Origin of the sequence: Streptomyces sp. NBC_00249, from assembly GCF_026342355.1 — a bacterium.
In the GTDB taxonomy this organism is placed as follows: domain Bacteria; phylum Actinomycetota; class Actinomycetes; order Streptomycetales; family Streptomycetaceae; genus Streptomyces.
In genome coordinates this window covers 1787469-1813165 of record NZ_JAPEMV010000001.1, presented here as the reverse complement: position 1 = coordinate 1813165, position 25697 = coordinate 1787469, and the positions used below count along the sequence as shown (strand labels likewise).

Below are 25697 nucleotides of genomic sequence, written 5' to 3'. Positions count from 1 at the left end.
GCCCTGTCGGACCCTCCCGCGGCCCCGCCTCTGACCTGCACGGACACCGATATAGGGCAGGTATGGCGGGGCCCGGGAGAGTACAGCCATCGCACCACCGAAGATCCGTCCGCATCCGCAACAGATCCAGAAGGAGCACGACAATGCCGCTCAATTCGATGGACCGCAGGAGCGTCCTGCGGACCGCCCTGGGCGCCGCCGGCGCCGCGGCAGCCGTCACCGTCATCGGAGCCGGCCCGGCGGCCGCGCACGGCCGCCGCCCGCAGCTGCCCAAGGTCGAGGGCCTGGTCGGGGACCGCTGGGCGAGCGAGTTCTGGTACGACTACGACCAGATGTCCTACTACACCCCGTCGGACGAGATGAAGGCGGCGGTCGGGGCCATCACCGCGCCCTTCGGCGGCTTCACCAAGTCCTACGACGCCTGGGCCGCCACCCGCAAGGGCGGCCGCTACCCGCGCAGCTGGATGGAGCTCATCGAGCCCAACCGCGCCCACTTCGAGGTCCTCTCGCGGTGCCAGAAGGCCGTCTACGACAAGTGGTACCACCACGACCCGAAGGGCCTCGTCTTCGCCTTCCAGGAGTTCGGCCAGGGCACCCTGTTCGACCCGCGCCGCCCCGCCGGCAACAAGGTCCACATGATGAACTTCACGCCGCCGGACTTCACCCACGCCTACCACCGCTGGCACCCGTACCTGCAGTCCTTCCAGCTGCTGGGCATCGACCGGTCCTTCTGGGCGCACATCAACCGCCTCGTCGGCGCGGCCTGGGAGCTCCAGTCCCTCGCCCAGCCGAAGACGGACGCCAACGACAACAAGCACCTGCCGAAGCACGTCGTCAACCGCGTCACCGCCAAGTGGCTGGTCCGCTCCAACGACCGCATCAACAAGGCCTTCGACGTCTGGCCCTACCCGGTCGACCTCTCCAAGTAGTCCGGAACGGCTGAACCCCCCCCACGCACGACACGACTCAGGAGGAATGGCACACCATGCGAGACACGACCGGATCTTCACCCCGAATCGGCGTCTGGATGGTCGGCGCGCGAGGCTCGGTCGCCACGGCCGCCGTCGCCGGCGCCGCCGCCATCGTCGCGGGTGCCGCCTCCCCCGTCGGGTGCGTCACCGAAACTCCCCCGTTCCGTGACGTACCCCTCCCGGCCCTCGCCGACCTGGTGTTCGGCGGCCACGACGTGGTCGACACCCCCCTGTCGGTGAGGGCCGGGCAGCTCGCCGAGGCGGGCGTACTGCCCGCCCGGATCCTCAAGGCGCTGGACACTCCGCTGGCCGCCGCCGAACTCGAGATCCGCGACGGCTCCGCCCGCCCCGGCGAGTCCCAGTCCGCGACCGCCGCCCGCCTCGCCGCCGACATGGCCGCCTTCCGCGACCGGCACGGCCTGGAACAGGTGGTCGTCGTCAACGTCTCCTCCACGGAGCCGCTGCCCGAACCCGACCCCGCCTTCCTCGACCTGGCCTCCCTGGAGGCCGCCCTCGCCGCCGGGTCGGTCACCCTGCCCGTCAGCTCCCTCTACGCGTACGCCGCCTTCACCGCAGGCTGCGCCTTCGTCAACTTCACCCCCTCGGCGGGCGCCGCCCTGCCCGCCCTGGAGGAACTGGCCCGGCTGCGCCGCGTCCCGCACGCCGGCCGCGACGGCAAGACCGGCGAGACCCTCGTCAAGAGCGCCCTCGCGCCCATGTTCACCCAGCGCGCCCTGCGCCTGCGGTCCTGGTCCGGCACCAACCTGCTCGGCGGCGGCGACGGCGCGACCCTCGCCGACCCGGCGGCGGCCCGCTCCAAGACCGAGTCGAAGCAGCGCAGCCTCGAGGAGACCGTCGGCCACGCCGTGCAGGGCCAGACGCACATCGACAACGTCCCCGAGATGGGGGAGTGGAAGACCGCCTGGGACCACATCTCCTTCGAGGGCTTCCTCGGCGTCCGGATGACCATGCAGTTCACCTGGCAGGGCTGCGACTCGGCGCTCGCCGCCCCGCTCGTCCTGGACCTCGTACGGCTGGCCGCGCTCGGCGCCCGCCGCGGCGAGTCCGGCGCGCTGGCCGCCCTCGGCTTCTTCTTCAAGGACCCGGCCGGCTCCACCGAGCACAACCTCACCCTCCAGTACGAGGCGCTCACCGCCTGGGCCGCGAACCCGGCCCCCGCCGCCACCGCCGGCCGCGGCAATCCGCTGACGGGGGCCCGGCCGTGACCACCCCCACGGCGGCCACCGCCCCGGGGCGGGCCGCCCGCCCCGAGCCGGCCGCACCCGCCGGAGCATCCGCACCGCTGGTCCTGCCGCCCTTCCCGGGCCGGGCCTTCCACGCCCGGCGCACCCTGCGCGCCTACGCCGAACTGGTCCGGGCACCCGCCGCGATCACCGTCCCCGGCGACGTGCTGGCCGGGGCGCTGGCCGCCGGCCGCGGCAGCGGAGCGCGCACCCTCGGCCTCGCCGGCTCCTCCGTCTGCCTCTACTGGGCGGGCATGGCCCTCAACGACTGGGCCGACCGCGAACTCGACGCCGTGGAACGCCCCGAACGCCCGCTGCCCTCCGGCCGGATCAGCCCCCGCGCCGCCCTCACCACGGCGGCCGGCCTGACCGCCGCCGGCCTGGGCATCGCCGCCCTGGCCGGGGGCCCCCGCACCGCGCTGCGCCGCACCCTGCCGCTGGCCGCCGCCGTGTGGACCTACGACCTCGGCGCCAAGAACACCCCGCTCGGCCCCGCCGTGATGGCCGCCGCCCGGGCCCTGGACGTCCTCCACGGCACCGGCGCGGGACCGGCCCGCCCCGCCCTCGTACCGGCCGCCGCCGTGGCCGCGCACACCCTGGGCCTGACCCGGCTCAGCCGCCACGAGGTCGACGGCGCCCCGCCCCGCGAGGCCGCCCTCACGCTCGCCGCGGCCACCGTGGCGGCCGCCGCGACGCTGCGCCGCGGCACCGGACCCGCGCAGGCCGCAGCCCTCGCCCTCTACGCCGGCAGCTTCGGCCCCGCCCTCACCCGGGTGCTGCGCGGCCCCGGCGCCGCCCCCGAGGTCCGCCGGGCCGTCGGCGCCGGCATCCACGCCCTGCTGCCGCTCCAGGCCGCCCTGGCCGCCCGGGGCGGCGCCCCCCGCGTCGCCGTCCCGCTCGCCGCGGCCCTGCCGCTGGTGCGCCGCCTCGCCCGGAAGGTGTCCTCCACATGAGCACCCCGACCGGGCCGCGGTTCTCCTACGGCACCAACGGCCTCGCCGACCACCGCCTGGGCGACGCCCTGCGCCTGCTCGCCGACCTCGGCTACGAGGGCGTCGCGCTGACCCTCGACCACCAGCACCTGGACCCGTACGCCCCCGGACTCGCCGCCCGCCTGACGGAGATCCGGCGCACCCTGGACGCCACCGGCCTGGCCGTCGTCGTCGAGACCGGCGCCCGCTACCTGCTCGACCCGCGCCGCAAGCACCGGCCCACCCTGCTCTCCGCCGAGCCCGAAGGCCGCGCCCTGCGCCTGGACCTGCTGCGCCGGGCCGTCGGCATCGGCGCCGTACTGGGCGCCGAGGCCGTGCACTTCTGGAGCGGCACCCCCGACGCGGGCACCACCCGCGAACAGGCCTGGCAGCGGCTGACCGACGGCTGCGCCGAGACCGTGGCCCACGCCGAAGCCGCCGGCATCGACCTCGCCTTCGAACCCGAACCGGGCATGCTCGTCGCCGACCTGGCCGGCTACCGCAAGCTCCTGGCCGACCTCGGCCGCCCCGAGCGCTTCCGGCTCACCCTGGACCTCGGCCACTGCCAGTGCCTGGAGCCCCACCCCGTGGCCCGCTGCGTGGAACTCGCCGCCGACCGCCTCGCCCACGTCCAGATCGAGGACATGCGCCGCGGCACCCACGAGCACCTGCCCTTCGGGGAGGGCGAGATCGACTTCCCGCCGGTCCTCGCTGCCCTCGCCGACACCGGCTACCGGGGACTCGTCTCCGTCGAACTGCCGCGCCACAGCCACGCCGGGGCCGAGACCGCCCGCCACAGCATCGCCTTCCTGCGGAAGGCCGCCGCCGCCCGGCGACGGCCGCCCGCCCCACCCCAGCCGCACCCCCCGCACCAGCCGCAAGCGTCGAAGAAGGAGGCCGTACCGGTATGACCGCCCCCACCCTCGCCCCGCACCCCCCGGTGGCGCCCGCCACCGGGACCGACCACGCCGTGCACGACGCGCTGACCCTGCGCACCCTGGAGGAGTCCCTGCGCTCCGTCCTCGACCAGGAGCACCGGGTCCGGCTCGCCGCCGACACCGCGGCCGTGGCCGCCGAGGGCCCCACCGCCCTCGACCGCCGCTTCCCGGCCGCCGGACGCGCGTACGGCCGGGGCCCCCTCCCCGGCTGGGCCGACTGGGCCGTCGAGGACGCCGTACGCACCGTCCTGCTGCTCGCCCTGACCCGCTACGGCACCTCCGGCGCGGCCCTCGCCCGCGAGGCCGGCGAGCGCTACACCCACGGCGACGCCGCCGAGCGCCGCGGCGTCCTGCGCGCCCTGCCCTTCCTCCCGCTCGGGGACCGCGCCGTCCACCTCACCGACGACGCCCTGCGCACCAACGACAACCGGCTCATCGCGGCCGCCCTCGGCCCCTACGCCGCCGCCCACCTCGACCAGTACCGCTGGCGCCAGGCCGTCCTGAAGTGCCTGTTCACCGGCATCCCGCTGGCCAAGGTCGCCGGGCTGCACGAACGCCGCGACGCCGAACTCGCCCGCATGGCCCACGGCTTCGCCGCCGAACGGCGCGCCGCCGACCGCACCGTCCCGGCCGACCTGTGGGCCGTAGCCACCCTCGACCACTGACCGCACCAGCCGACCCCTACCGGAGCCCGACCATGCGCATCTTCGACCCGCACATCCACATGACGTCCCGCACCACGGACGACTACCGAGCGATGCACGCCGCCGGCGTGCGCGCCCTGGTCGAGCCTGCGTTCTGGCTGGGCCAGCCGCGTACCTCCCCCTCCAGCTTCACCGACTACTTCGACGCGCTCCTCGGCTGGGAGCCGTACCGCGCCGCGCAGTTCGGCATCAGCCACCACTGCACCATCGGCCTCAACCCGAAGGAGGCGAACGACCCGCGCTGCACGCCCGTCCTGGACCTGCTGCCGCGCTACCTCGCCAAGGACGGGGTCGTCGCCGTCGGCGAGATCGGCTACGACACGGTCACCGACGCCGAGGAGCACGCCTTCGCCGTCCAGCTCGCCCTGGCCGTCGAGTTCGCCCTCCCCGCCCTCGTCCACACCCCGCACCGGGACAAGGCCGGCGGCACCAGCCGCTCCCTGGCCGTGATCCGCGAATCGGGCATCGACCCCGGCTTCGTCGTCCTCGACCACCTCAACGAGGTCACCGTCCGCGAGGTCCACGACTCCGGCTGCTGGATGGGCTTCTCCATCTACCCCGACACCAAGATGACCCCCGACCGGATGGTCGCCATCCTCAAGGAGCACGGCACCGAGCGGATCCTCGTCAACTCCGCCGCAGACTGGGGCCACAGCGACCCGCTGCTCACCCGCGCCACCGGCGAGGCCATGCTCGCCGCCGGCTTCGACGAGGACGACGTGGACCGCGTGCTGTGGCGCAACCCGCTCGCCTTCTACGCCCAGTCCGGCCGGCTCGGCCTGGACGGCGCAGCAAACCTTGAAGTGGGGGACGTCCAGGCCGCGGGGCTGTACGCCGGGAACTCGATCGCCCGCGGCGGAAACTGATCAGGAAAGAGGAACCGCCTGATGCGCTTCCGCCACTCGGACGGCACCGCCGTCCACCTCGCCTACTGCACCAACGTCCACCCCGCCGAAACCCTCGAAGGGATCACCGCCCAGCTCACCGCCTACGCCGAACCCGTCCGCAAGGCCACCGGCGAACCCGTCATCGGCCTCGGCCTGTGGCTGCCGGTGGACGCCGCGGCGGCCCTCGCCGCCGACCCGGCCGCCACGGACCGGCTGCGCCGCGAGCTCACCGCCCGCGGACTGGAGACGGTCACCCTCAACGGCTTCCCCTACAAGGGCTTCCACGCCCCCGTCGTCAAGCGCGCCGTGTACTACCCGGACTGGTCCGAGCCCGCACGCCTGGACTACACGCTGAACCTCGCCCGGATCCTGGCCCGGCTGCTGCCCGACGACGCCGAACGCGGCTCCGTCTCCACCCTCCCGCTGGCCTGGCGCACGGCCTGGTCGCGGACCCAGTCGGCCGCCGCCATGCGGCAGTTCGACGCCCTCGCGGCGGGCCTGCGCCGGATCCGGGCCGAGACGGGACGCACCGTACGGGTCGCCGTGGAACCCGAGCCGGGCTGCGTCGCCGAGACCACCACCCAGGCCGTCGAAGCCCTCAAGGGCGTCGACCACGACTGGATCGGGCTCTGCCTGGACACCTGCCACCTCGCCGTCGCGCACGAGGACCCGGACACCGCCATCGCCCAGCTGCTGACGGCCGGAGTCCAGATCGTCAAGGTCCAGGCGTCCAGCGCCCTGGAGGCCGGCGACCCGTCGGACCCCCGGGTCCGGGAGGCCCTCTCCGCCTTCGCGGAGCCGCGCTTCCTGCACCAGACCCGGGAGCCCGCCCTGGCCGGCGGCGCCCTGCTGGGCTCCGACGACCTGGGACCGGCCCTGGCCGGAGCCCTGCCCGGCGAGGCGCCCTGGCGGATCCACTACCACGTACCGCTGCACGAGGAGCCGGCCCCGCCGCTGGCCTCCACCGGGCCGGTGCTGCGCGACTCCCTGCGGGCCCTGTTCGGCGGTGACCACGCCGTCACCGACCACATCGAGGTGGAGACCTACACCTGGTCGGTGCTGCCCGAGGACGAGCGGCCCGTCGGTGAGGCCGGACTGGCCCGCGGCATCGCCGCCGAACTCACCTGGACCGCACGCGAGCTGACCGGGCTCGGCCTGACCCCCACCGTTCCCGCCGCGCAGAAGGAGCCCGGCTCATGACCCCCACCGCCGCCGCCCCGGGCAGGAGGAAGACGGCCGTCCTGTGCACCGTCGGCCTCACCCCCCGGCTGCTGCCGCACATGCCGAACGTACGGGCCATCGGCGAGCAGGGCTTCGCCGCCCCGCTCGACACGGTGTTCCCCGCCGTCACCGCCACCGTCCAGGCCACCCTGACCACCGGCACGCTGCCCCGCGAGCACGGCGCCGTCGGCAACGGCTGGTACTTCCGCGACCACGGCGAAGTGATGATGTGGCGCCAGCACAACGCCCTGGTGCAGGGGGAGAAGGTCTGGCAGGCCGCCCGCCGCCGCGACCCCGGCCACACCACCGCCTACCTGTGCTGGTGGTGGGCGATGGGCGCCGACGTGGACACCGTCCTGACCCCGCGCCCCGTCTACCACTACGACGGCCGCAAGGCCCCCGACTGCTACACCGTCCCCGCCGGACTGCGCGACGAACTCACCGCCGCCCAGGGCGAGTTCCCGCTCTTCAACTACTGGGGGCCGACCGCCTCCCTCACCTCCACCCGGTGGATCGCCGGCGCGGCCCGGCACGTCGCCGACACCCGCGACCCCGACCTGTCCTTCATCTACGTCCCCCACCTCGACTACGACCTCCAGCGCTTCGGCCCCGACAGCCCCGAGGCCGTCCGGGCCGCCCGCGAGGCCGACGCCGCGCTCGGCCCGCTCCTCGCCGACCTGCGCGACCGCGGCACCACCGTCGTCGCGCTCAGCGAGTACGGCATCTCACCCGTCAGCCGGCCCGTCGACATCAACCGCGCGCTGCGCCGCGAGGGCCTGTTGTCCGTGTACAGCCAGCGCGGGATGGAGTACCTCGACCCGTACACCTCCCGGGCGTTCGCCGTCGCCGACCACCAGGCCGCCCACGTCTACGTGGCCGACCCCGTCGACATCCCGCGCGTGCGCGACGTACTGAAGTCCCTGGACGGGGTCGACGAGGTCTGGGACCGCACCCAGCAGGCCGACTACGGCATCGACCACCCCAACGCGGGCGAGCTGGTGGCCGTGTCGGAGCCCGACGCCTGGTTCACCTACTACTACTGGCTCGACGACGCCCGCGCCCCGGACTTCGCGCGCGGCGTCGAGATCCACCGCAAGCCCGGCTACGACCCGGCCGAGCTGTTCTTCGACCCCGCCGATCCGGCGGCCAAGGCGAAGGCGGCCCTCGCGGTGCTCAAGAAGAAGGCGGGCATGCGCGCACCCCTCCAGGTGGTGCCGCTCGACCCGGGCTGTGTCCGGGGCAGCCACGGGCGCCTGCCCGAGGACGACCGGGACGGGCCGCTGCTGCTCTGCTCGGACCCGTCCCAGGAACGCGCCCGCTACCACGCCACCGAGGTCAAGGACCTGCTCCTGCGCCTCGGCGGACTGAACTGACAACGCCCTCAAGGGGGGAGAGGAGGATCCGATGACCAGCCAGACCCTGGCCGCCGTCGGCCACCGCATCGACCACACGAGCCGGACCGGGGCACTGCCCGTGCCCGAGGCGGCCGCTCGGGAAGCCGCACGACTGAAGGCCACGGGGGAGGCCCACGTCTGGTGGTGGCTGCTCGAGGACCACGTGGACCAGGCCGACTTCGACCTGCTCGACGAGGTCGAGCAGGTACGCGCACGCCGCTTCCGGCACGAGAAGGACGCCGCCGCCTTCACCCGCACCCGCGCCGGCGCCCGCCGCGCCATCGGCGACCTGCTGGGCGTGGACGCCCGTACGGTGGCCCTGGGCCGCCGGGTCTGCCCCGGCTGCGGCGACCTCGAGCACGGGCCGCCGGCCGTGGCCAGCCCGGCCGTCGGGCTCGCCCTGAGCCTGACCCGCACGAGCGGGTGCGGGGTGCTCGCCCTGCACGCCGGTGACTGGATCGGCGTCGACATCGAGGCGCTGCGGCCCGTCGAATCGGGCTCCCTCGCCAGTGTGGTGCTGGCGCCCGCCGAGCACGCGTACATCCTGTCGCTGCCCGCCGGACCCGAGCGGACCGCGGCGTTCCACCGGGTGTGGACCCGTAAGGAGGCCGTCCTCAAGGGCGTCGGGCTGGGGCTGCTCGGCATCGACCTCAACGCCCTGGACGTCCGCCCCGGCACGCCCGGACCGCTCGTGGTGGACCACGGCTACCAGGGCGAGGTCAGCAGCTGGCAGGTCGACGACCTCGACCTCGACGGGAACTGGTCGGCCTCCCTCGCCCGCCCCGTCGACGGCTCCCCCCTCGGCCCGATCCTCCGCCACCGCCCGGCGTGACCCCACCGGCGGGCGCCCGGGCCGTACGCGCCACCGCACAGGCCGTACGCCCCGCCCGCGGCGCCCGCCGCCCCGGCCCGCCGGGTCCTCCCGCACCCGGCCCGGTCCCGGATCACCTCCCCGCGAGGTCCGGGCCCGGGCCGCCCACCTTCCCGTACGGAGAACCGACCCCTCCCGGAGTTCCCCCATGGCCCACCCCGCCACCACCACCGCCGACCCGGCCGCCACCGCACCCGCCCCCGCGACGGACGTGGCGGCGGCCGCCGCCGCGCCCGCGCCCGTCCGGCAGGGGCCCCCGCACACCCCCGCCCCCGGGGCCCGCGCGGTGGCCGGCGGGCTGCTCGCCGTCGCCCTGCTGCTGTCCGCGGGCGCCCTCGTGGGCGGCGCCGTCCAGGAGTTCCTGGACCGGATGGCCGGGGTCTTCGCGCTGGTCTCCCTCTCCCTCTCCGTGATGCTCGGCGTCGCCACCGTCTTCCGCGACGTCCTCACCCCCGCCCACCGGCAGCTGGCTCAGCTCCTGCACCGCGCGGCGGGCCTGGCCGGCGTCGGCTTCCTCCTCGTCCACATCGGCGTCAAGGTCGCCGGCGGCAGGATCGCCGCGAGCGAGGCCCTGCTCGGCACCGGCGACCTGCTGGTCGACCTGGGCGCCCTGGCCGCCCAGCTGTTCGTCCTCGCGCTGGTCACCGGCCTGTGGCGGGGCGTCTTCGCCACCCGCCGCTGGATACGCCCCTTCCGGATCCTGCACGGCCTGGCCTACGCCGCCTGGGCCGCCGGGGTCGTCCACGGGCTCGGCGCCGGCCGCGCCCCGGCGCTCTGGGTCACCGTCAGCTACGGGCTCTGCCTCGCCGCCACCGCCGCGGCCCTCGGCTACCGCTGGACGAGGGGGCGCCGTAGCCGCTGAACGCTGAAACGCTGAACCCCCTGTGAGCGATCGGATCCGGCCGGAGGCAACCGCCCCCGGCCGGAAACGCGTACCCGGGGGCATTTCTCGTAGAGCGAATATAGAACCGCGGACCAGGATCGGTGGCGTTGCATCCGCCACGGTGCGGATGAGGCTGCTGACATTCCCCCCTCAAAAGCATTGGAAGGACTGGTCGCGCATGAGGACCGAGACGAACAGCCTCCGCAGGCAGAGCGGCTCCGGATCCCCGGAGTTCGCACTGCGCCTGGACGGTGTCGTGAAGGAGTACGGAAAGACCGGCCGGGGCGTGCGCGCGCTCGACGGAGTCTCGGTGGGCATCGAGCGCGGTTCGTTCACGGCCGTCATGGGACCTTCCGGTTCCGGTAAGTCGACCTTCCTCCACTGCGCCGCCGGCCTCGACAAGCCCTCCAGCGGCAAGGCCTACATCGGCGACACCGAACTGGGCGGAATGAACGAGACCCAGCTGACGAAGCTGCGCCGCGAGCGCATCGGCTTCGTCTTCCAGGCCTTCAACCTCATCCCGGCACTGTCGGTACGGCAGAACGTCGAGCTGCCGCTGCGCCTGGCCGGCGAGCGCCTCGACCCCACCTGGCTGGAGGAGATCCTCACGCGCGTGGGCCTGGGCGGCCGTGCCACCCACCGCCCCGCGGAACTCTCCGGCGGCCAGCAGCAGCGCGTCGCGATCGCCCGCGCCCTGATCACCCGCCCCGACGTCATCTTCGGTGACGAGCCCACCGGCGCCCTCGACACCGTGACCGCCAAGGAGATCCTCTCCCTGCTGCGCTCCTGCGTCGACGAGACCGGCCAGACCGTGGTCATGGTCACCCACGACCCGGTCGCCGCCTCCTACGCCGACACCGTCCTCTTCCTCGCCGACGGCCGGATCGCCGACCGGATGCAGGCCCCCACCGCCGACCGCGTCGCCGACCGCATGACCCACCTGGGAGCGTGGGCCTGATGCTGCGTTATGCCTTGCAGACCCTGCGCGCGCGCAAGGGCGGCTTCATCGGGGCGTTCCTCGCCCTCTTCTGCGCGGCCGCGCTCGTCACGGCCTGCGGAATCCTCCTGGAGACGGGCCTTCGGGGGACGATCGGCACCGAGCGCTACGCCGGCGCCCCCGTGATCGTCGGCGGTGACCAGAACGTCCACCAGGTCACCGTCAAGAACAAGGGCGACAAGGTCAAGACGAAGGAGAAGGAGAAGCCGCTCGGCGAGCGCGTCTGGCTGCCCGCCGACACCGCCTCCACCCTGGGCTCGCTGCCCGGCGTCAAGGCCGCCCTCCCCGAGATCACCTTCCCGGCCTACGCGGTCACCCCCAAGGGGCAGGTCGTCAAGGGCGTCGACGAGAAGCCCTCCTACGGCCACTCCTGGACCTCCGCGGCCCTGACCCCCTTCACCCTGACCGAGGGCGCCGCCCCGGCCGGCCCGGACGAGGTCGTCGTCGACCGCGAACTGGCCCGCCGCGCCGGCATCAAGACCGGCGACCGGCTGACCGTCCAGGCCACCGGCTCCCCGCGCGCCTACCAGGTCACCGGCATCGCCGCCCCCACGGGCAGCGACCTCAAGCAGCAGACCTCCCTGTTCTTCTCGGACGCCGAGGCCGAACGGCTCTCCGGCCGCTCCGGCCAGGTCGCGGTCGTCGGTGTCCTGCCCAAGCCGGGGGTGTCCACCTCCGAGCTCGCCTCGCAGGTCAAGAAGGCCCTCGACGGCGCCCCCGTCGAGGTCGTCACCGGCGGTGAGCGCGGACCGGTCGAGTTCCTCGACGCCGCCAAGGCCCGGATCAAGCTGGTCTCCATGGGCGGCGCCATCGGCGGCACCTCCCTGCTCGTCGCGATCCTCGTGGTCGTCGGCACCTTCGCCCTCTCCATCCAGCAGCGCTACCGCGAACTGGCCCTGCTGCGCGCCATCGCGGCGACCCCCAAGCAGGTCCGCCAGCTCATCGGCCGCGAAGCGCTGATCGTCGGCGCCCTCGCGGGTGTCCTCGGCTCCGTCACCGGTCTGCCGATCGCCTACTGGCTGCACGGCAAGTTCGTCGGCTTCAAGGCCATCCCGGACACCCTCGAAGTCACCTTCAGCGTCTTCCCGTTCTTCGCGGCCATCGGCGCGGCCCTGCTGGGCGCCTGGGCCGCCGCACGGATCTCGGCCCGCCGCACCGCCCGCATCCGTCCCGCCGAGGCCCTGTCCGAGGCGGCCATGGAGCAGCGGAACTTCGCCTGGGGCCGGCTCGGCGCCGGCGCCGCGTTCCTGGTCGGCGGCGTCGTCCTCCTCGCGGTCCTCGCCGCCCTGCGCAGCGAGCCCGCGTCCACCCCGGTGACCTTCCTGTCGGTCGTCGTGCTCTCGGTGGCGGTCTCGCTGCTCGGGCCGCTGATCGCCCGGGTCGCCGTCGCCGTCCTCGGGGTCCCGCTGAAGGCCTCCAAGGTCGGCGGCTACCTGGCCACCGCCAACGCCCGCGCCAACACCAAGCGGGTCTCCGCCGCCGTCACCCCGCTCGCCCTGCTGATCGGCATGGCCTGCACGGTGTTCTTCGTCCAGACCACGATGGGCGCGGCGGCCACCGCCCAGGCCCAGGCCGGCAACAAGGCCGACTGGGTCGTCGGCTCCGCCGGCCCCGGCGTGCCCGCACAGGCCGCCGAGAACCTCCGCAAGGTCCCCGGCGTGTCCGCGGTGACCGAGGTCGTACGGACCTCCGTACGCGTCGGCCTGGAGAAGTACCCGGCGCAGGGCGTCTCCACCGAAGGCCTGACCCGCACCTGGGACCCGGGCGTCACCGGCGGCACCCTGGACGGCTTCGGCGCGCAGAGCGTCGCGCTCAGCGACGTCGCCGCCGACAACCTCGGCAAGAAGCCGGGGGACAAGCTGAAGCTGACCCTCGGCGACGGCACCGAGACCGAGCTCACCGTCGCCGCCGTCTACGAACGCGGCCTGGGCTTCGGTGACCTGACGATGTCCCACGCGCTGGTCTCCCAGCACGTCGACAACCCGCTGGCCTCCTCGCTGCTCGTCAAGACCGCCGACGCCGGCAAGCCGGGCCGCGCCGAGCTCCAGAAGGCGATCGGCCCCCTGCCGGGCGTCGGAGTGCTCGACCGCGACCAGGTCGAGGACCTCCAGGCCGAGGTGCAGCAGTCCAACGCCGAGGTGAACTACGTCGCGATGGGCCTGATCATCGCCTTCACCGCGATCGCCGTGGTCAACACCCTGGCCATGTCGGTGTCCGACCGCACCCGCGAGTTCGCCCTGCTCCAGCTCGTCGGCACCACCCGCCGCCAGGTCATGCGCATGCTGCGCATCGAAGCGGCCCTGGTGGTCGTCATCTCCTCGGTCCTCGGCACGGGCATCGCCTTCGCGGTGCTCACCGCCTTCAGCATCGGGATGACGGGCTCCGCGTCCCCCTCCATCGACCCGTGGATGTACCTCGGTGTCCTGGGCTTCGCGGCGCTGCTCACGGCCCTGGCCACGCTGATCCCGGGCCGCCTGGCCCTCGCCGGCCGCCCCGCGGACGTCATCAGCTCGCGTCAGTGACCATCACAACGGCCGGAGGGCCGGCCCCCCTCGGGGGGCCGGCCCTCCGGCCGTCGGTACGTGGTCCCGGTCCGGGCTTCAGTTGAGCACCGCACCACCACCCTTGCGGTCCACCCGGCTGCGGCGGTGGTCCAGGTGCGCGTACACCCGGTGCAGCCAGCGGTCCTGGCCGTCGTAGCGAGGAGTGAAGGAGGTCCGGCCGTGCACCGCGAGCCGGTTGTCGACCACCGCGAGGTCACCGACCCGCAGGGCCAGCGCCGACATGGTCCGCATCAGCGCCTCGCGCAGTTCGCCCATCGCGGCCTTCGCCTCGTCGTCCAGCGGGTGGGTCGCGGCGAAGTCCACCAGGATGTTCGGGTCCTGCGGATCCCCGACGAGCACCGGGTGCGCGGGAGTCACCGAATTCAGGTCGCCGAAGGACGGCGGCGGCTCGGTGAGGAAACGCGGCGCGGCCAATACGGCGACGGTCCGCTCGGAAAGCAGCGGAAGGGCCCGCCGCACGGAAGAAGTGCACAGCTTCGCATCGCCCGTCGGGTCCTCGCGCACGCAGAGGAGACCCACGTAGTCGGGCTTGTTGTCATGGAAAGCGTTCTCGACGTGGAGTTCCAGCAGCACCGAGCCGGCATTGCTCTGCGAACTTTCGCTCCCGGGAACCGGGACGACGTTCTGCACGAGGGCGCCGGTCTTCTCGCTGCGATAGGCGATGACCTCGCCGAGCTGCAGCATCGCCGCCGTGACCAGCGCGGACGCGACGGCGGGCACCCGTTCCACGGAACCGGGCACGGTCGGGGTCTCCGGCAGCGGGTCGTTGGCCACCACAGGCATGTTGCGCAGCAGCAGCACCCCGTCGGGGCCGGCGTCGTGACGGAACCGGCGCAGGGCGGCCAGTACCGTGCGCGGCAGCATCGCCGAGGCGTCGCGGACCGTGTCCAGCCAGGCCGGGTCGTCGATCAGCGCCGGCGTGGCGGTCAGTACGTCGGTGGCGACGGCGATCATCTCGGCGCGCTCGGCATCGGTGAGCGTCATGGCGTCCGGGGTGGTTCCGGTCGCCGTGAGCGTAAGGGTGTGTTCCTGGGTCCGCGGCATGAAGAAATCCTCGGGTTGATGAGCGATGACCCGAGTCAGTTTCCGGACCTGTCCTATTACATTCCTATGGGGATTCCCGTCGTGAATGCGTTCCGGTCGAGCGCGGACATAGGTATAGGCGGGAGATAGTCCCCCGCCTCATGGTGATGGGGCGGCTTTGTCCACACTTTCGCAGAGAAAATCTTCGCGAATTCCGGTGGGTCACCGCATGTCCCGCACCATCCGACGGGGGAGAAGAAGGGAGGACTTCATGGCATTACACGGAGAAGGCCCCACCCACGGCACGGCGATGGCCGTCGCCGACGCCCTCGGCGCCCGGGGAGAGGCCCACGTCTGGTGGTGGCGCACACCGGAACACACCGATCCGGCCGACCTGCCGCTCCTCGACACCGAGGAGTTCCGGCGGGCGCTGTCACTGCCGGCCGAACGGGATGCCGCCGCCTTCGTCCGCTCCCGCGCCGCGGCCCGCCGGGCCCTCGCCGGGCTGTTCGGAATCGAACCCCGGGAGATCGCCCTGGGCCGGCGCAACTGTCCCGGCTGCGGAGACGGCAGCCACGGCCCGCCCAAACTCGTCGTCCCCTCCCTGCGGGTGGCGCTCAGCATGAGCCGTACCGCGGGCTGCGGGATCTTCGCCGTCGGCGCGGGATCCGCGATCGGGGTGGACGCCGAGTCCCTGCGCCCGGTGCGGGGCAGCGCCACCACCGATGCGGACCTCACCGCCGCCGAGCAGCGCTACCTGGGGGAGCTGGCACCCGGGCCGGAGCGGGACGAGGCCTTCCACCGCATCTGGACCAGGAAGGAAGCCGTGGTCAAAGCCACCGGCCTCGGTCTGTCCGGCGTCGAGCTGGGCCGGCTGGAGACCCATCCGGCCCGCAGCGGCCCGGTCCGGGTCACCCACACCCACCGCGGCCGCACCAGTGCCTGGACCGTCGAGGACCTCGAGCTCCTCCCGGACGTCGCGGTGGCCCTGGCCCGCCCGGCGGGACCCGCCGCGCACGGCCCCGTGCACCGGCACACCGACCACTGATCCGCCCACGTTCCCGCCCCCGCCCCCGCTCTCGTTCCCGTTGTCCTCGTTCTCGTTCTCTTCCGTTCCCGCCCACCCGTTTCAGCACCGATCGAGAGAAAGGCCCCAAGCCATGACCATCGAGTCCTTCTTCCCCGTGGAACAGCTGATCGCGGAGAACGCCTTCCAGGCCGCCTCCACCACCGAAGCCCCGGCCGCCGCCCCCGCCTTCGACTCGCCCGAGCAGCTGCTGGGCCTGACACCCGAGGACCTGACCGCGTACTTCGAGGCGATCGCCGAGGCCGTGGAGCAGGACGACCCGGGCCCGGCGGCGCGCGGCGGCTGGGAGGAGCGGGAGCGGCTGCGGTTCTCCACCTGGGTCCGCCAGGTCTACGCGCACCCGCTCTCGCCCGCGGTCTTCGCCCTCCCGGTCAGCCGGCTCATCCGCGAGGTCCAGGCCGGCCAGGCCGCGGAGCTGGCCTTCCGCATCGACGTCGGCCGGGCCCGGGCGAAGGCCGCGAAGCCCTCCGCCGAGGTGCGGGCCACGGCCGCGGTCACCACGGCCTGGGCGATCGCCGCCGACGCGCTGTCCCAGTCGCCGCGTCCGCCGCGCGAGCGCGTCGTCGGTGACGTCTGGACGATCGTGCGGGAGATCATCGAGCCCGCCCTGCGCCCCACCGGCACCGTGTACCAGCGCTCGCACAGCTCCTGGTGACAGCCGCCCCGCGGCCCCTCCGCGCGGCTCATCGCATCGCGGAGGGGAAGGCGTCACGGGTCGTCAGGGAGCCCGCCAGCAGCCGTACCAGGTCGTTCCACCGGTACAGCGGCCTGCCCTGGGCGTCCAGCCCGGACAGCTCCAGCAGGGCGTGGTCCACCAGCTCGTCCAGCGAGGACTCCGCCTCCTCCTCCGCGATGCCCAGCACCAGCGCCGCGTACTGGGCGCAGAACGGCTCCGCGTCCCCGTCGGCCAGTCCGGTCAGCGCCGTCAGCTCCGGGCCGGCCAGCCGGCGTACGGAGTGCACCAGGGCCTCGCGCACGCTCACGTCGCCGTACGCCAGCTCGCCCAGCCGGGCGTCCGGGTCGGCGAGCCGGGCCGCCAGCCGGGACACGGGCCAGTGCGGGCGGGCCGCGAGCCGGGCCCCGGTGATGTGCAGGGCCAGCGGCAGCCCGGCGCAGTACGCCACCAGGTCGTCGGCGGCGTCCGGGTCGGCCTCCAGGCGGGCACGGCCCACCAGCGAGGCCAGCAGTTCCAGCGCCTCCTCGTCCTCGACCAGGGCCAGCGCGGTGGTGTCGGCGCCGGCGACCCGGGCGAGGCGGGCCTGACTGGTGATCAGCACCGCGGACTCCGGGCCGCCCGGCAGCAGCGGCGCCACCTGGCGGTCGCCCACCGCCCCGTCCAGCACGAGCAGCAGCCGGGCACCCGAGGTCCGGGTCCGGTACAGCCGGACCAGCTCCTCCAGGTCGTCCGCGGCGGAGGCCGGGGGCGGCTCGCCGAGGGCGCGCAGCAGCCGGACCAGCACCTCGGCGGGCTCCTTCGCGGAGCCGTCCGGGTGGCACAGCTCCACGAACAGCTGCCCGTCGGGGAAGCGCGCGGCGCAGTCCTGGGCCGCGCGCACCGCCAGCGCCGTCTTGCCCGCCCCGGCCATGCCGGTGATCAGCAGGCGGCGCGGACGGCCGTCCTCGCGGGTCAGCCGCTCGCGCAGCGCCCGCAGCTCCTCCCGGCGCCCGGTGAACTCCCCGTACGGGGCCGGCAGCATCGCCGGAACGCCGCGCCCCGCGGCCGGGGCCGCAGCCGTACGGACGACGGGGGCGGCCGGCGCGGGCCGCGGGCCCTTCGCCGCCGCGGGAGCGGGCTCCGGGGCGGCGGGCGCCGCGGCGCCGTCGTCCGCGGTGGCACGGGAGGCCGGGCCGCGCCCGAGCCCGAGTCCGCCGCCGAGCACCGCCTGGTAGGTGGAGCCCAGCGCCTCGCCCGGATCCACGCCGAGCTGGTCGGCGAGGACCGCGCGTCCCTCGTAGTAGGTGTGCAGCGCGTCGGCCTGCCGCCCGCAGCGGTACAGGGCCGTCATCAGCTGGGCGCGCAGCCGCTCCCGTACGGGGTGCTCGGCGACCAGCCCGGTCAGCTCGGCGGTGACCTGCTCGTGCCGGCCGACCGCGAGGTCCGCCTCGATCCGGCTCTCCAGCGCGATCATCCGCGCCTCCTCCAGCCGGGGCAGTTCCGCCTCGATCATCTGCTCGGTCGCGTTGGCGAGGGCGGTGCCCCGCCACAGCTCCAGCGCGTCGCGCAGCAGCGTGCCCGCCTCCTCGAAACGCCGGTCGGCGAGGGCCTCGCGGCCCTGCCGGTCGAGCCGGTCGAACTCGGTGAGGTCGATCCACGCCTCCGGCGCCCGCAGTACGTAGCCGGGCTGACGGCGGACGATCTCCACCTCCGAGCCCAGGTGCTTGCGCAGCCGTGACATGTACGTGTAGATCTGCGCGCTCGCCGTGGCCGGCGGGTCCCACCCCCACAGGAGTGCGCTGAGCCGGGCATCGGAGACCACGCGTCCTTCGGACAGCAGCAGCGCCGCGAGCACCGTATGGACCTTGGAACCGGAGAGCGGGATAGTGCTGCCGCCTCCCCGTTTGGCCTCGATCGGCCCGAGAAGCCTGAAGTCCATGCGGCACCCCCTTCTGGTGTGAGCATCCGTTCTGGATTCCAGAAGCTAATCGGGGGCCTTATTGGCGGGTTATCGCTGCGGATCCGGCTCCTCGGGCACGGTGATATCAGCAGGTCGGGGCGTCAGACGGGCAGCCCCGTCGGCTCCTTGATGCGCTTCATGATGATCTGGGAGTTGACCTCGGTGATCCCGGAGAGCGCCGTCAGCCTCTCGATCCACAGCCGCTCGTACGCGCGCAGGTCCGCGACGGCGATCCGCAGCATGCAGCCGGGACTGCCGAAGAGCCGGTAGGCCTCTATGACGTCGGGGATGTCCTGGAGCGCCGCCTCGAAGGCCTCGACGGCCTCCCGGTCCCGGCGGACCTCGACCGACACCAGCACCTCGAAGCCGCGGTCCACCGCCTCGGGGTCGATCACCGCGCGATAGCCCTGGATCACCCCGTCCTGCTCCAGCTGCCGGACCCGGCGCATGCAGGGGGAGGGGGTGAGGCCCACGCGCTGGGCGAGCTCCTGGTTACTGAGGCGTCCGTCGCGCTGGAGCTCGCGCAAGATTTCACGGTCGATGGCGTCCATAGCGCAATTATCAGGCCTGCTTTGTTGCAGGGCCGCCGAAACACGCAATCGCATTGCGCGTAGATCTCACTATCATTGCTACCTATAGGAAATCTGTACGAGTTGAGGGAAGGGTGGCCATGGGACGCATCGTCGTCATCAGCACCGGCGGGACGATAGCCAGCCGGTGGATGGGCTCAGGCTTCGCCGCCGAGGCCGACGGACGCGAGGTGATGGCCACCGCGCCGCTGCCCGAAGGCGTCACCGTCGAGGTCGTCGACCTGTTCAAGGTCAACAGCCCCCGGCTCACCACCGCCCACCAGCTGACCCTGCTGCGCACCGTCCACGAGGTCCTCGCCGACCCCGGCGTCGACGGCATCGTCGTCACCCACGGCACCGACACCCTGGAGGAGTCGGCCTTCCTCCTCGACCTCCACCACCACGACCCGCGCAGCGTCGTCTTCACCGGCTCGCAGCTGCCCATGGGCTCCGCCGACGGCGACGGCCCCGGCAACCTCTACGACGCCCTGCTCACCGCCGCCACCACGCGCGGCCTGGGCGTCCTGATCACCTTCGCCGGCCGGGTGCACGCCGCCCGCGGCACCGTCAAGACCCAGGCCGTGGCCCTGGACGCCTTCGCCGACCCCTCGACCGAACCCCTCGGGAAGATCGGCTTCGGCAAGGTCGCCGTACTGCGGGAGCCGCAGCGTCCGGCCCCGCTCGCGCTGCCCGCGATGCCGGAACTGCCGCCGCGCGTCGACATGGTGATGCACCACGCCGACGGCGACCCGCTGCTGCTCAACGCCGCCGTCGAGGCGGGCGCCCGCGGCATCGTCCTCGTCGGCACCGGCGCGGGCAACGCCACCCCCGAGATCGTGGACGCGGTCGCCGCCGCCGTCGCGCGCGGGGTGCTCGTCGCGCTGACCACCCGGGTCGCGGCCGGGCCCGTCACCGAGATCTACACGCACGGCGGGGCCGTCGACCTGGTCGCCGCCGGAGCCGTCCCGACCGGCACCCTGCGGGCGGGCCAGGCCCGCATCGCGGTCCTCGCCGCGCTCCTCGCGGGTACCGACCCGGCTGACCGCACCGCGATCCTCCACCGCGCCTTGGCCTCCCAGAACCCGGCCCTGACCAGCATTTCCTAACGCGCCGCACCCCTTTTTGACGCGCCGCTCGCACGGCTCGGCCGCGAGCGGCCTTACCGGCTTCGCGCCGCTGCGCCGGCCTCCGGCCGTCGGTGGCGGGGCGGGGCGGGGCCGGTTCGGGTGGCCGGGCCCGTCTGCTGTCTGCGGACCGTTGCCGCTGCGCGGGGCGGTGTCCCCTACCCGCCCTTCCACCGTTCCCGCCTCAAGCGCCGGCGGGGCTGGGAGTGCCCTCCGGGCACCCCAGCCACCACTCGGTCACCTGTCCTGGCCCTGGGCCCGGACCTGGCAGTGAAGCTGCATCCGAATGCCTACGCCGGCCACATCCAGCCTCGCCGGCGTTTGAGGCGCGGGGGTCCGGGGGCTGGCCCCCGGGAACGGACCCGCACACGAACGGCGACGCCGGCCAAAAACCAGCCCCTCCGGCGTTTGAGGAGCGGGCCCCGGGAGCGGGCCCGCACGCGGACGGCTACGTCGGCCACATCCAGCCCCGCCGGCGTTTGAGGCGCGGGGTCCGGGGCGGAGTCCCAGGGGCTTCGGGCGCGCCGGCGTTCGTCAGGGTTGGCCGAACGCGTTCAGGATGCGGTGGGCCGCCGTCGTGGCGGTGACGGTGCCCGCCCGGACCTCGGCCTCGAGCGGCGGCGCCAGCTCCCGCACGGCGGGATCGGCCCGCAGCCGTTCCAGCAGCGCGTCGCGGACCATCGACCAGGTCCACTCCACCTGCTGCTCGGCCCGTTTCGCCGCCAGCCGGCCCCCCGCCTCCAGCAGCCGCCGGTGCTGTTCGAGCCGGTTCCAGACCTCCTCCAGTCCCGTCGACTCCCGTGCGCTGCACGTCAGTACCGGCGGGGTCCACGCCGCGTCGGCGGGGTGCATCAGCCGCAGCGCGCCCGACAGTTCACGGGCGGCGGCCTTCGCGTCGCGTTCGTGCGGGCCGTCGGCCTTGTTCACCGCCAGGACGTCCGCCAGCTCCAGGACGCCCTTCTTGATGCCCTGCAGCTGGTCGCCCGTACGGGCCAGGGACAGCAGCAGGAAGGAGTCGACCATGCCCGCGACCGTGGTCTCCGACTGGCCGACGCCGACCGTCTCGACGAGCACCACGTCGTAGCCGGCCGCCTCCATGACGATCATCGACTCGCGCGTGGCCTTCGCGACCCCGCCCAGGGTCCCGGCGGACGGGGAAGGGCGGACGAACGCGGCCGGGTCGACCGAGAGGCGTTCCATCCGCGTCTTGTCGCCGAGGATGGAGCCGCCCGTACGGGTCGACGACGGGTCGACGGCGAGGACCGCCACCCGGTGGCCCAGCCCCGTCAGCAGGGTGCCGAACGCGTCGATGAAGGTGGACTTGCCCACCCCCGGCACCCCGCTGATCCCGATGCGGCGCGCCTTCCCCGCGTACGGCAGCAGTTCCGTCAGGAGCTGCTGCGCCAGCACCCGGTGGGCGGGCAGGGTGGACTCGACGAGGGTGACGGCCCGCGCGATGTAGGCGCGCTTCCCGTCGAGCACGCCCTTCGCGTAGGCCTCGATGTCGATCTTCGGCACCGACGGCCTCCTACAGCTCGTGGCCCAGGTCCGCGGCGAGCCGCGTCACCAGGTCGTGGGCCGCGTCCGGGATGACCGTGCCCGGCGGGAACACCGCCGTCGCGCCCATCTCCAGCAGCGTCGGCACGTCGGCCGGCGGGATCACCCCGCCCACCACGATCATGATGTCCTCGCGCCCCTCCTCCGCGAGCTGCTCCCGCAGCGCCGGGACGAGGGTCAGGTGGCCGGCCGCCAGCGACGAGACGCCCACCACGTGGACGTCCGCCTCGACGGCCTGACGGGCCACCTCCGCCGGGGTCTGGAACAGCGGGCCGACGTCCACGTCGAAGCCCAGGTCGGCGAAGGCCGTCGCGATCACCTTCTGGCCGCGGTCGTGCCCGTCCTGGCCCATCTTGGCGACCAGGATGCGCGGACGGCGTCCCTCCGCCTCCTCGAACCGGTCGACGAGCGCACGGGTGCGCTCCACGGACGGGGACTCGCCTGCTTCGGTGCGGTACACACCCGAGATCGTACGGATCTGGCTCGCGTGCCGCCCGTACACCTTCTCCAGTGCGTCCGAGATCTCACCGACCGTCGCCTTGGCCCGGGCCGCGTCCACCGCCAGCGCGAGGAGGTTGCCCTCACCGCTGCCGGCCGCGTTCGTCAGCGCCCGCAGGGTGTCCTGGGTGTGCGCCTCGTCGCGCTCCTCGCGCAGCCGCCGCAGCTTCTCGATCTGCTGGGTGCGCACCGAGGAGTTGTCGACCTTGAGGACGTCGATCTGCTCGTCCGTCGCCACCCGGTACTTGTTGACGCCGATCACCGGCTGCCGGCCCGAGTCGATACGGGCCTGTGTGCGGGCCGCCGCCTCCTCCACGCGCAGCTTCGGGATGCCCGCGTCGATGGCCTGGGCCATGCCACCGGCCGCCTCGACCTCCTCGATGTGCTGCCAGGCACGCCGGGCGAGGTCGTACGTCAGCTTCTCGACGTACGCGCTGCCGCCCCACGGGTCGATCGAACGGCAGGTGCCCGACTCCTGCTGGAGCAGCAGCTGCGTGTTGCGGGCGATGCGCGCCGAGAAGTCCGTCGGCAGGGCGAGCGCCTCGTCGAGGGCGTTGGTGTGCAGCGACTGGGTGTGGCCCTGGGTCGCCGCCATCGCCTCGATGCAGGTGCGGGTGACGTTGTTGAAGACGTCCTGCGCGGTGAGGGACCAGCCCGAGGTCTGCGAATGGGTGCGCAGGGACAGGGACTTGGCGTTCTTCGGGTCGAACTGCTTGACCAGGCGGGCCCACAGGAGGCGGGCCGCGCGGAGCTTCGCCACCTCCATGAAGAAGTTCATGCCGATGGCCCAGAAGAACGACAGGCGCGGGGCGAACGCGTCCACGTCCAGGCCGACGGCCTGGCCCGCCCGCAGGTACTCCACGCCGTCGGCGAGGGTGTACGCCAGCTCCAGGTCGGCCGTGGCCCCGGCCTCCTGGATGTGGTAGCCCGAGATGGAGATCGAGTTGTACCGCGGCATCTTCTGCGAGGTGAAGGCGAAGATGTCCGAGATGATCCGCATCGAGGGCTTCGGCGGATAGATGTAGGTGTTGCGGACCATGAACTCCTTGAGGATGTCGTTCTGGATGGTCCCGGCGAGCTTGTCGGGGGAGACGCCCTGCTCCTCCGCCGCCACGATGTAGAGGGCGAGGACCGGCAGCACCGCGCCGTTCATCGTCATCGACACCGTCATCTTGTCCAGCGGGATCCCGTCGAACAGCTGCCGCATGTCGTAGATCGAGTCGATCGCCACGCCCGCCATGCCGACGTCACCCGTCACGCGCGGGTGGTCGCTGTCGTAGCCGCGGTGCGTGGGCAGGTCGAAGGCGATCGACAGGCCCTTCTGCCCGGAGGCCAGGTTGCGCCGGTAGAAGGCGTTGGACTCCTCGGCCGTGGAGAAGCCGGCGTACTGGCGGATCGTCCACGGCTGGTTGACGTACATCGTCGGGTACGGGCCGCGCAGGTACGGGGCCACGCCCGGGTAGGTCTGGAGGAAGTCCAGGCCCTCCAGGTCCCGCCCCGTGTACAGCGGCTTCACGCCGATGCCCTCGGGGGTCTCCCACAGCAGGTCGCCGGTGGCGGTCCCGGTGGACTCCTTCACCGCCGCGCGCCACTGGTCCTCGGTGGCGCCGGTGGAGGCGGGGGAGCCCAGGGCCAGTTCGGAGAAATCGGGGATGCTCATCACGCAACTCCCATCCGGTCGAGTACGGAGGACAGCACGGCGACCGCGTCGCAGCCGGCGAAGACGTACTCGTCCACGGAGCCGGCCGACGTACCGGGCCGGCCCGCGAGGAACACGGTCGTGGCGCCCGCCGCGCGCAGGGCGCCGGCCACCGCCTCGGCCTGCTCCTCGTACAGGGCGTCACTGGAGCACAGCACCGCCATGCCGTCCGCGCCGCTCGCGGCGTACGCGGCCGCGGCCGTCGCCGGGTCCACGGAGACCGGGTCGTGGACCGGCTCCACACCGCCCGCCTGGAACAGGTTCGAGGCGAAGGTGGCGCGCGCGGTGTGCGCGGCCGCCGGACCCAGCGCGGCCAGGAAGATCCGCGGCCGGGCGCCGGTGGCGGCCAGGTGGGCGTCGCTGCGGGCGCGCAGGACCTCGTAGGCCTCGTCGCGCCGCACCCGGGGCAGACCCCCGGTGGCTCCCGCGGGGAGCGGTTCGCGCACGACGGGCTTCTCCGACAGCAGCGGGAACTCGCTGACCCCGGTGATCGGTTCGCGGCGCGTCGCCAGCTTCTTCGAGCGCACGGCCCAGGTGGCGGCGAGCCGGTCGGCGACCAGACCGGAGCGCAGCGCGGCCGTCTGGCCGCCCGCCCGCTCCACGGTCTGGAAGAACTCCCAGGCGGCGTGCGCCAGTTCGTCGGTGAGCCGCTCCACGTAGTACGAGCCGCCGGCCGGGTCGATGACCCGGGCCAGGTGCGACTCCTCCAGCAGGACGGTGGAGGTGTTGCGGGCGATCCGGCGCGCGAACGCGTCGGGCAGGCCCAGCTCGCTGTCGAAGGGGAGCACCGTGACGGAGTCCGCGCCGCCCACGCCCGCCGCCATGCAGGCGACCGTCGTGCGCAGCATGTTCACCCACGGGTCGCGGCGGGTCATCATCACCGGCGAGGTCACGGCGTGCTGCCGCTGGGCGCCGGCCCGCGGGGCCCCGCAGACCTCGGCGACCCGGGCCCACAGGCGGCGGGCGGCGCGCAGCTTGGCGATGGTCAGGAACTGGTCGGCGGTCGCGGCGTAGCGGAACTCCAGCTGCCCGAAGGCGGCTTCGGCGCTCAGCCCGGCCTCCGTCAGCGCCCGCAGGTAGGCGACGCCGGTGGCCAGGGACAGCCCCAGCTCCTCCCCGGCCGAACCGCCCGCCTCGTGGTAGGGCAGGGCGTCGACCGTCAGCGCGCGTACGCCGGGCCAGGCGGCGGCCGTCTCCGCGGCCAGGGCGGCGGCCCCGGCCAGGTCGAGCCGTTCACCCGTACGGGCCTCATGGCCCAGCGGGTCGGCGCCGAGCGAGGCGCGCGCGGCCTCCGGGGCCACCCCGCGCTCCGCGTACAGGTCCAGCAGGGCCCGTGCGGCGTCGGCGTATTCGGCTCCGGCGTCGAGCGCGACCGGCGCGAGGTCGAGGTAGACCCCCTCCAGGGCCCGGCCGAGGCCCCCGGCGGGCAGGCCGCCGCGGCCGACGGTCAGCCACAGCGAGGTGGTGCCGTTCTCCAGGTCGGCGAGGGCCGCCTCGTTCACCCGTACCGGATCACTGCCCGCGAGGCGCTGGCGCACGTCCCAGCCGGAGGCGCTGGTGCCTTCGGGGGTGCCGCCGCGCACGAACGGCGCGAAACCGGGGAAGCCGGTGTCGGGGCCGTCCCCGTCGGCGGGCGCGGTGTACAGCGGGCGGGTGGTGAGCCCGTCCTCGAGTGTGGTGGACAGAGCCGCTTCCGCGGCCTCGCCGGATACTTCCTTGCCCGACTTGCGCAGTACGCCTTCAACCAGGCGCTGCCACTGCTCATGTGTCGCGTCAGGAAACTCGGCGGCCAGGGAGAGCCCGTCGTCAGGCAGGACCGTCATGGCTCGAATGCTAGGGGGGCCGCTCAATCGAGACCATAACCGCCGGATGTGATCTCG

At 73.7% G+C, this 25697-nt stretch carries 21 protein-coding genes; 15 read left to right on the top strand and 6 right to left on the bottom strand.

The features are described from left to right. The first annotated feature begins 143 nt into the window (after positions 1-143). From OOK31_RS08020 to OOK31_RS07965, 12 genes are all read left to right on the top strand, one after another. Positions 144-929: a Tat pathway signal sequence domain protein gene (locus OOK31_RS08020; RefSeq protein WP_267011636.1), complete on the top strand. Its 786-nt coding sequence runs from the start codon at positions 144-146 to the stop codon at positions 927-929. Positions 930-985: 56 nt separating this feature from the next. Then, a complete protein-coding gene (locus OOK31_RS08015) occupies positions 986-2197 on the top strand; it encodes an inositol-3-phosphate synthase (RefSeq protein WP_267011635.1) in 1212 nt (403 codons plus the stop codon). A gap of 83 nt (positions 2198-2280) precedes the next feature. Next, positions 2281-3168, top strand: coding sequence for an SCO3242 family prenyltransferase (locus OOK31_RS08010; protein WP_323188198.1), 888 nt, complete (start codon positions 2281-2283; stop codon positions 3166-3168). Next, positions 3165-4097: a sugar phosphate isomerase/epimerase gene (locus tag OOK31_RS08005; RefSeq protein WP_267011634.1), complete on the top strand. Its 933-nt coding sequence runs from the start codon at positions 3165-3167 to the stop codon at positions 4095-4097. Before OOK31_RS08010 ends, OOK31_RS08005 begins: the two co-directional genes overlap by 4 nt. Then, on the top strand, positions 4094-4789 hold the full coding sequence (locus OOK31_RS08000) for an EboA domain-containing protein (RefSeq protein ID WP_267011633.1): 696 nt from the start codon (positions 4094-4096) through the stop codon (positions 4787-4789). Before OOK31_RS08005 ends, OOK31_RS08000 begins: the two co-directional genes overlap by 4 nt. A gap of 32 nt (positions 4790-4821) precedes the next feature. Then, positions 4822-5694, top strand: a complete 873-nt coding sequence (locus OOK31_RS07995; RefSeq protein WP_267011632.1) for a TatD family hydrolase — start codon at positions 4822-4824, stop codon at positions 5692-5694. Positions 5695-5715: 21 nt separating this feature from the next. Next, positions 5716-6915: a metabolite traffic protein EboE gene (gene eboE, locus OOK31_RS07990; protein ID WP_267011631.1), complete on the top strand. Its 1200-nt coding sequence runs from the start codon at positions 5716-5718 to the stop codon at positions 6913-6915. Continuing rightward, complete coding sequence (locus tag OOK31_RS07985) at positions 6912-8309, top strand: alkaline phosphatase family protein (RefSeq protein ID WP_267011630.1); 1398 nt, start codon at positions 6912-6914, stop codon at positions 8307-8309. Before eboE ends, OOK31_RS07985 begins: the two co-directional genes overlap by 4 nt. A gap of 31 nt (positions 8310-8340) precedes the next feature. Continuing rightward, complete coding sequence (locus OOK31_RS07980) at positions 8341-9162, top strand: 4'-phosphopantetheinyl transferase superfamily protein (protein WP_267011629.1); 822 nt, start codon at positions 8341-8343, stop codon at positions 9160-9162. 187 nt (positions 9163-9349) lie between these two features. Further along, a complete protein-coding gene (locus tag OOK31_RS07975) occupies positions 9350-10063 on the top strand; it encodes a hypothetical protein (RefSeq protein ID WP_267011628.1) in 714 nt (237 codons plus the stop codon). 199 nt (positions 10064-10262) lie between these two features. Next, on the top strand, positions 10263-11042 hold the full coding sequence (locus tag OOK31_RS07970; protein ID WP_267011627.1) for an ABC transporter ATP-binding protein: 780 nt from the start codon (positions 10263-10265) through the stop codon (positions 11040-11042). Further along, a complete protein-coding gene (locus OOK31_RS07965) occupies positions 11042-13603 on the top strand; it encodes an FtsX-like permease family protein (RefSeq protein WP_267011626.1) in 2562 nt (853 codons plus the stop codon). Before OOK31_RS07970 ends, OOK31_RS07965 begins: the two co-directional genes overlap by 1 nt. Positions 13604-13681: 78 nt before the next feature. Here the strand turns inward: OOK31_RS07965 and OOK31_RS07960 are convergent, their stop codons facing one another. Further along, the gene (locus OOK31_RS07960) at positions 13682-14689 is read right to left on the bottom strand and encodes a TauD/TfdA family dioxygenase (RefSeq protein ID WP_267011625.1); all 1008 of its coding nucleotides are present in this window, start codon (positions 14687-14689) and stop codon (positions 13682-13684) included. Positions 14690-14939: 250 nt separating this feature from the next. Here OOK31_RS07960 and OOK31_RS07955 point away from each other — a divergent pair, with 250 nt between their 5' ends. Together OOK31_RS07955 and OOK31_RS07950 are read left to right on the top strand one after the other, a co-directional pair. Then, on the top strand, positions 14940-15716 hold the full coding sequence (locus tag OOK31_RS07955; RefSeq protein ID WP_267011624.1) for a 4'-phosphopantetheinyl transferase superfamily protein: 777 nt from the start codon (positions 14940-14942) through the stop codon (positions 15714-15716). A 112-nt stretch (positions 15717-15828) separates the two neighbouring features. Next, positions 15829-16410 carry a hypothetical protein gene (locus tag OOK31_RS07950; protein WP_267011623.1) on the top strand — a complete coding sequence of 194 codons (582 nt, stop codon included), beginning with the start codon at positions 15829-15831 and terminating at the stop codon, positions 16408-16410. A gap of 28 nt (positions 16411-16438) precedes the next feature. On the opposite strand, the gene OOK31_RS07945 is transcribed toward OOK31_RS07950, so the two are convergent. Further along, positions 16439-18349, bottom strand: coding sequence for an AfsR/SARP family transcriptional regulator (locus OOK31_RS07945; RefSeq protein ID WP_267011622.1), 1911 nt, complete (start codon positions 18347-18349; stop codon positions 16439-16441). Positions 18350-18471: 122 nt separating this feature from the next. Continuing rightward, complete coding sequence (locus OOK31_RS07940) at positions 18472-18921, bottom strand: Lrp/AsnC family transcriptional regulator (RefSeq protein WP_267011621.1); 450 nt, start codon at positions 18919-18921, stop codon at positions 18472-18474. A 119-nt stretch (positions 18922-19040) separates the two neighbouring features. Here OOK31_RS07940 and OOK31_RS07935 point away from each other — a divergent pair, with 119 nt between their 5' ends. Continuing rightward, positions 19041-20045, top strand: a complete 1005-nt coding sequence (locus OOK31_RS07935; protein ID WP_267011620.1) for an asparaginase — start codon at positions 19041-19043, stop codon at positions 20043-20045. 552 nt (positions 20046-20597) lie between these two features. Here the strand turns inward: OOK31_RS07935 and meaB are convergent. The 3 genes from meaB to OOK31_RS07920 are packed head-to-tail and all read right to left on the bottom strand — an operon-like array spanning position 20598 to position 25640. Next, positions 20598-21581: a methylmalonyl Co-A mutase-associated GTPase MeaB gene (meaB, locus tag OOK31_RS07930; RefSeq protein WP_267011619.1), complete on the bottom strand. Its 984-nt coding sequence runs from the start codon at positions 21579-21581 to the stop codon at positions 20598-20600. 10 nt (positions 21582-21591) lie between these two features. Beyond that, a complete protein-coding gene (gene scpA, locus OOK31_RS07925; protein WP_267011618.1) occupies positions 21592-23778 on the bottom strand; it encodes a methylmalonyl-CoA mutase in 2187 nt (728 codons plus the stop codon). Beyond that, positions 23778-25640 carry a methylmalonyl-CoA mutase family protein gene (locus tag OOK31_RS07920; protein WP_267011617.1) on the bottom strand — a complete coding sequence of 621 codons (1863 nt, stop codon included), beginning with the start codon at positions 25638-25640 and terminating at the stop codon, positions 23778-23780. The genes scpA and OOK31_RS07920 overlap by 1 nt, the downstream gene beginning before the upstream one ends. Positions 25641-25697: the final 57 nt, after the last annotated feature.

What these genes read in the sequence shown, in the direction of transcription:
- OOK31_RS08020 (WP_267011636.1), top strand. Translation starts at nt 144, where the DNA reads ATGCCGCTCAATTCGATGGACCGCAGGAGCGTCCTGCGGACCGCCCTG.
- OOK31_RS08015 (WP_267011635.1), top strand. Translation starts at nt 986, where the DNA reads ATGCGAGACACGACCGGATCTTCACCCCGAATCGGCGTCTGGATGGTC.
- OOK31_RS08005 (WP_267011634.1), top strand. Translation starts at nt 3,165, where the DNA reads ATGAGCACCCCGACCGGGCCGCGGTTCTCCTACGGCACCAACGGCCTC.
- OOK31_RS08000 (WP_267011633.1), top strand. Translation starts at nt 4,094, where the DNA reads ATGACCGCCCCCACCCTCGCCCCGCACCCCCCGGTGGCGCCCGCCACC.
- OOK31_RS07995 (WP_267011632.1), top strand. Translation starts at nt 4,822, where the DNA reads ATGCGCATCTTCGACCCGCACATCCACATGACGTCCCGCACCACGGAC.
- eboE (WP_267011631.1), top strand. Translation starts at nt 5,716, where the DNA reads ATGCGCTTCCGCCACTCGGACGGCACCGCCGTCCACCTCGCCTACTGC.
- OOK31_RS07985 (WP_267011630.1), top strand. Translation starts at nt 6,912, where the DNA reads ATGACCCCCACCGCCGCCGCCCCGGGCAGGAGGAAGACGGCCGTCCTG.
- OOK31_RS07980 (WP_267011629.1), top strand. Translation starts at nt 8,341, where the DNA reads ATGACCAGCCAGACCCTGGCCGCCGTCGGCCACCGCATCGACCACACG.
- OOK31_RS07975 (WP_267011628.1), top strand. Translation starts at nt 9,350, where the DNA reads ATGGCCCACCCCGCCACCACCACCGCCGACCCGGCCGCCACCGCACCC.
- OOK31_RS07970 (WP_267011627.1), top strand. Translation starts at nt 10,263, where the DNA reads ATGAGGACCGAGACGAACAGCCTCCGCAGGCAGAGCGGCTCCGGATCC.
- OOK31_RS07965 (WP_267011626.1), top strand. Translation starts at nt 11,042, where the DNA reads ATGCTGCGTTATGCCTTGCAGACCCTGCGCGCGCGCAAGGGCGGCTTC.
- OOK31_RS07960 (WP_267011625.1), bottom strand. Translation starts at nt 14,689, where the DNA reads ATGCCGCGGACCCAGGAACACACCCTTACGCTCACGGCGACCGGAACC.
- OOK31_RS07955 (WP_267011624.1), top strand. Translation starts at nt 14,940, where the DNA reads ATGGCATTACACGGAGAAGGCCCCACCCACGGCACGGCGATGGCCGTC.
- OOK31_RS07950 (WP_267011623.1), top strand. Translation starts at nt 15,829, where the DNA reads ATGACCATCGAGTCCTTCTTCCCCGTGGAACAGCTGATCGCGGAGAAC.
- OOK31_RS07945 (WP_267011622.1), bottom strand. Translation starts at nt 18,349, where the DNA reads ATGGACTTCAGGCTTCTCGGGCCGATCGAGGCCAAACGGGGAGGCGGC.
- OOK31_RS07940 (WP_267011621.1), bottom strand. Translation starts at nt 18,921, where the DNA reads ATGGACGCCATCGACCGTGAAATCTTGCGCGAGCTCCAGCGCGACGGA.
- OOK31_RS07935 (WP_267011620.1), top strand. Translation starts at nt 19,041, where the DNA reads ATGGGACGCATCGTCGTCATCAGCACCGGCGGGACGATAGCCAGCCGG.
- scpA (WP_267011618.1), bottom strand. Translation starts at nt 23,778, where the DNA reads ATGAGCATCCCCGATTTCTCCGAACTGGCCCTGGGCTCCCCCGCCTCC.
- OOK31_RS07920 (WP_267011617.1), bottom strand. Translation starts at nt 25,640, where the DNA reads ATGACGGTCCTGCCTGACGACGGGCTCTCCCTGGCCGCCGAGTTTCCT.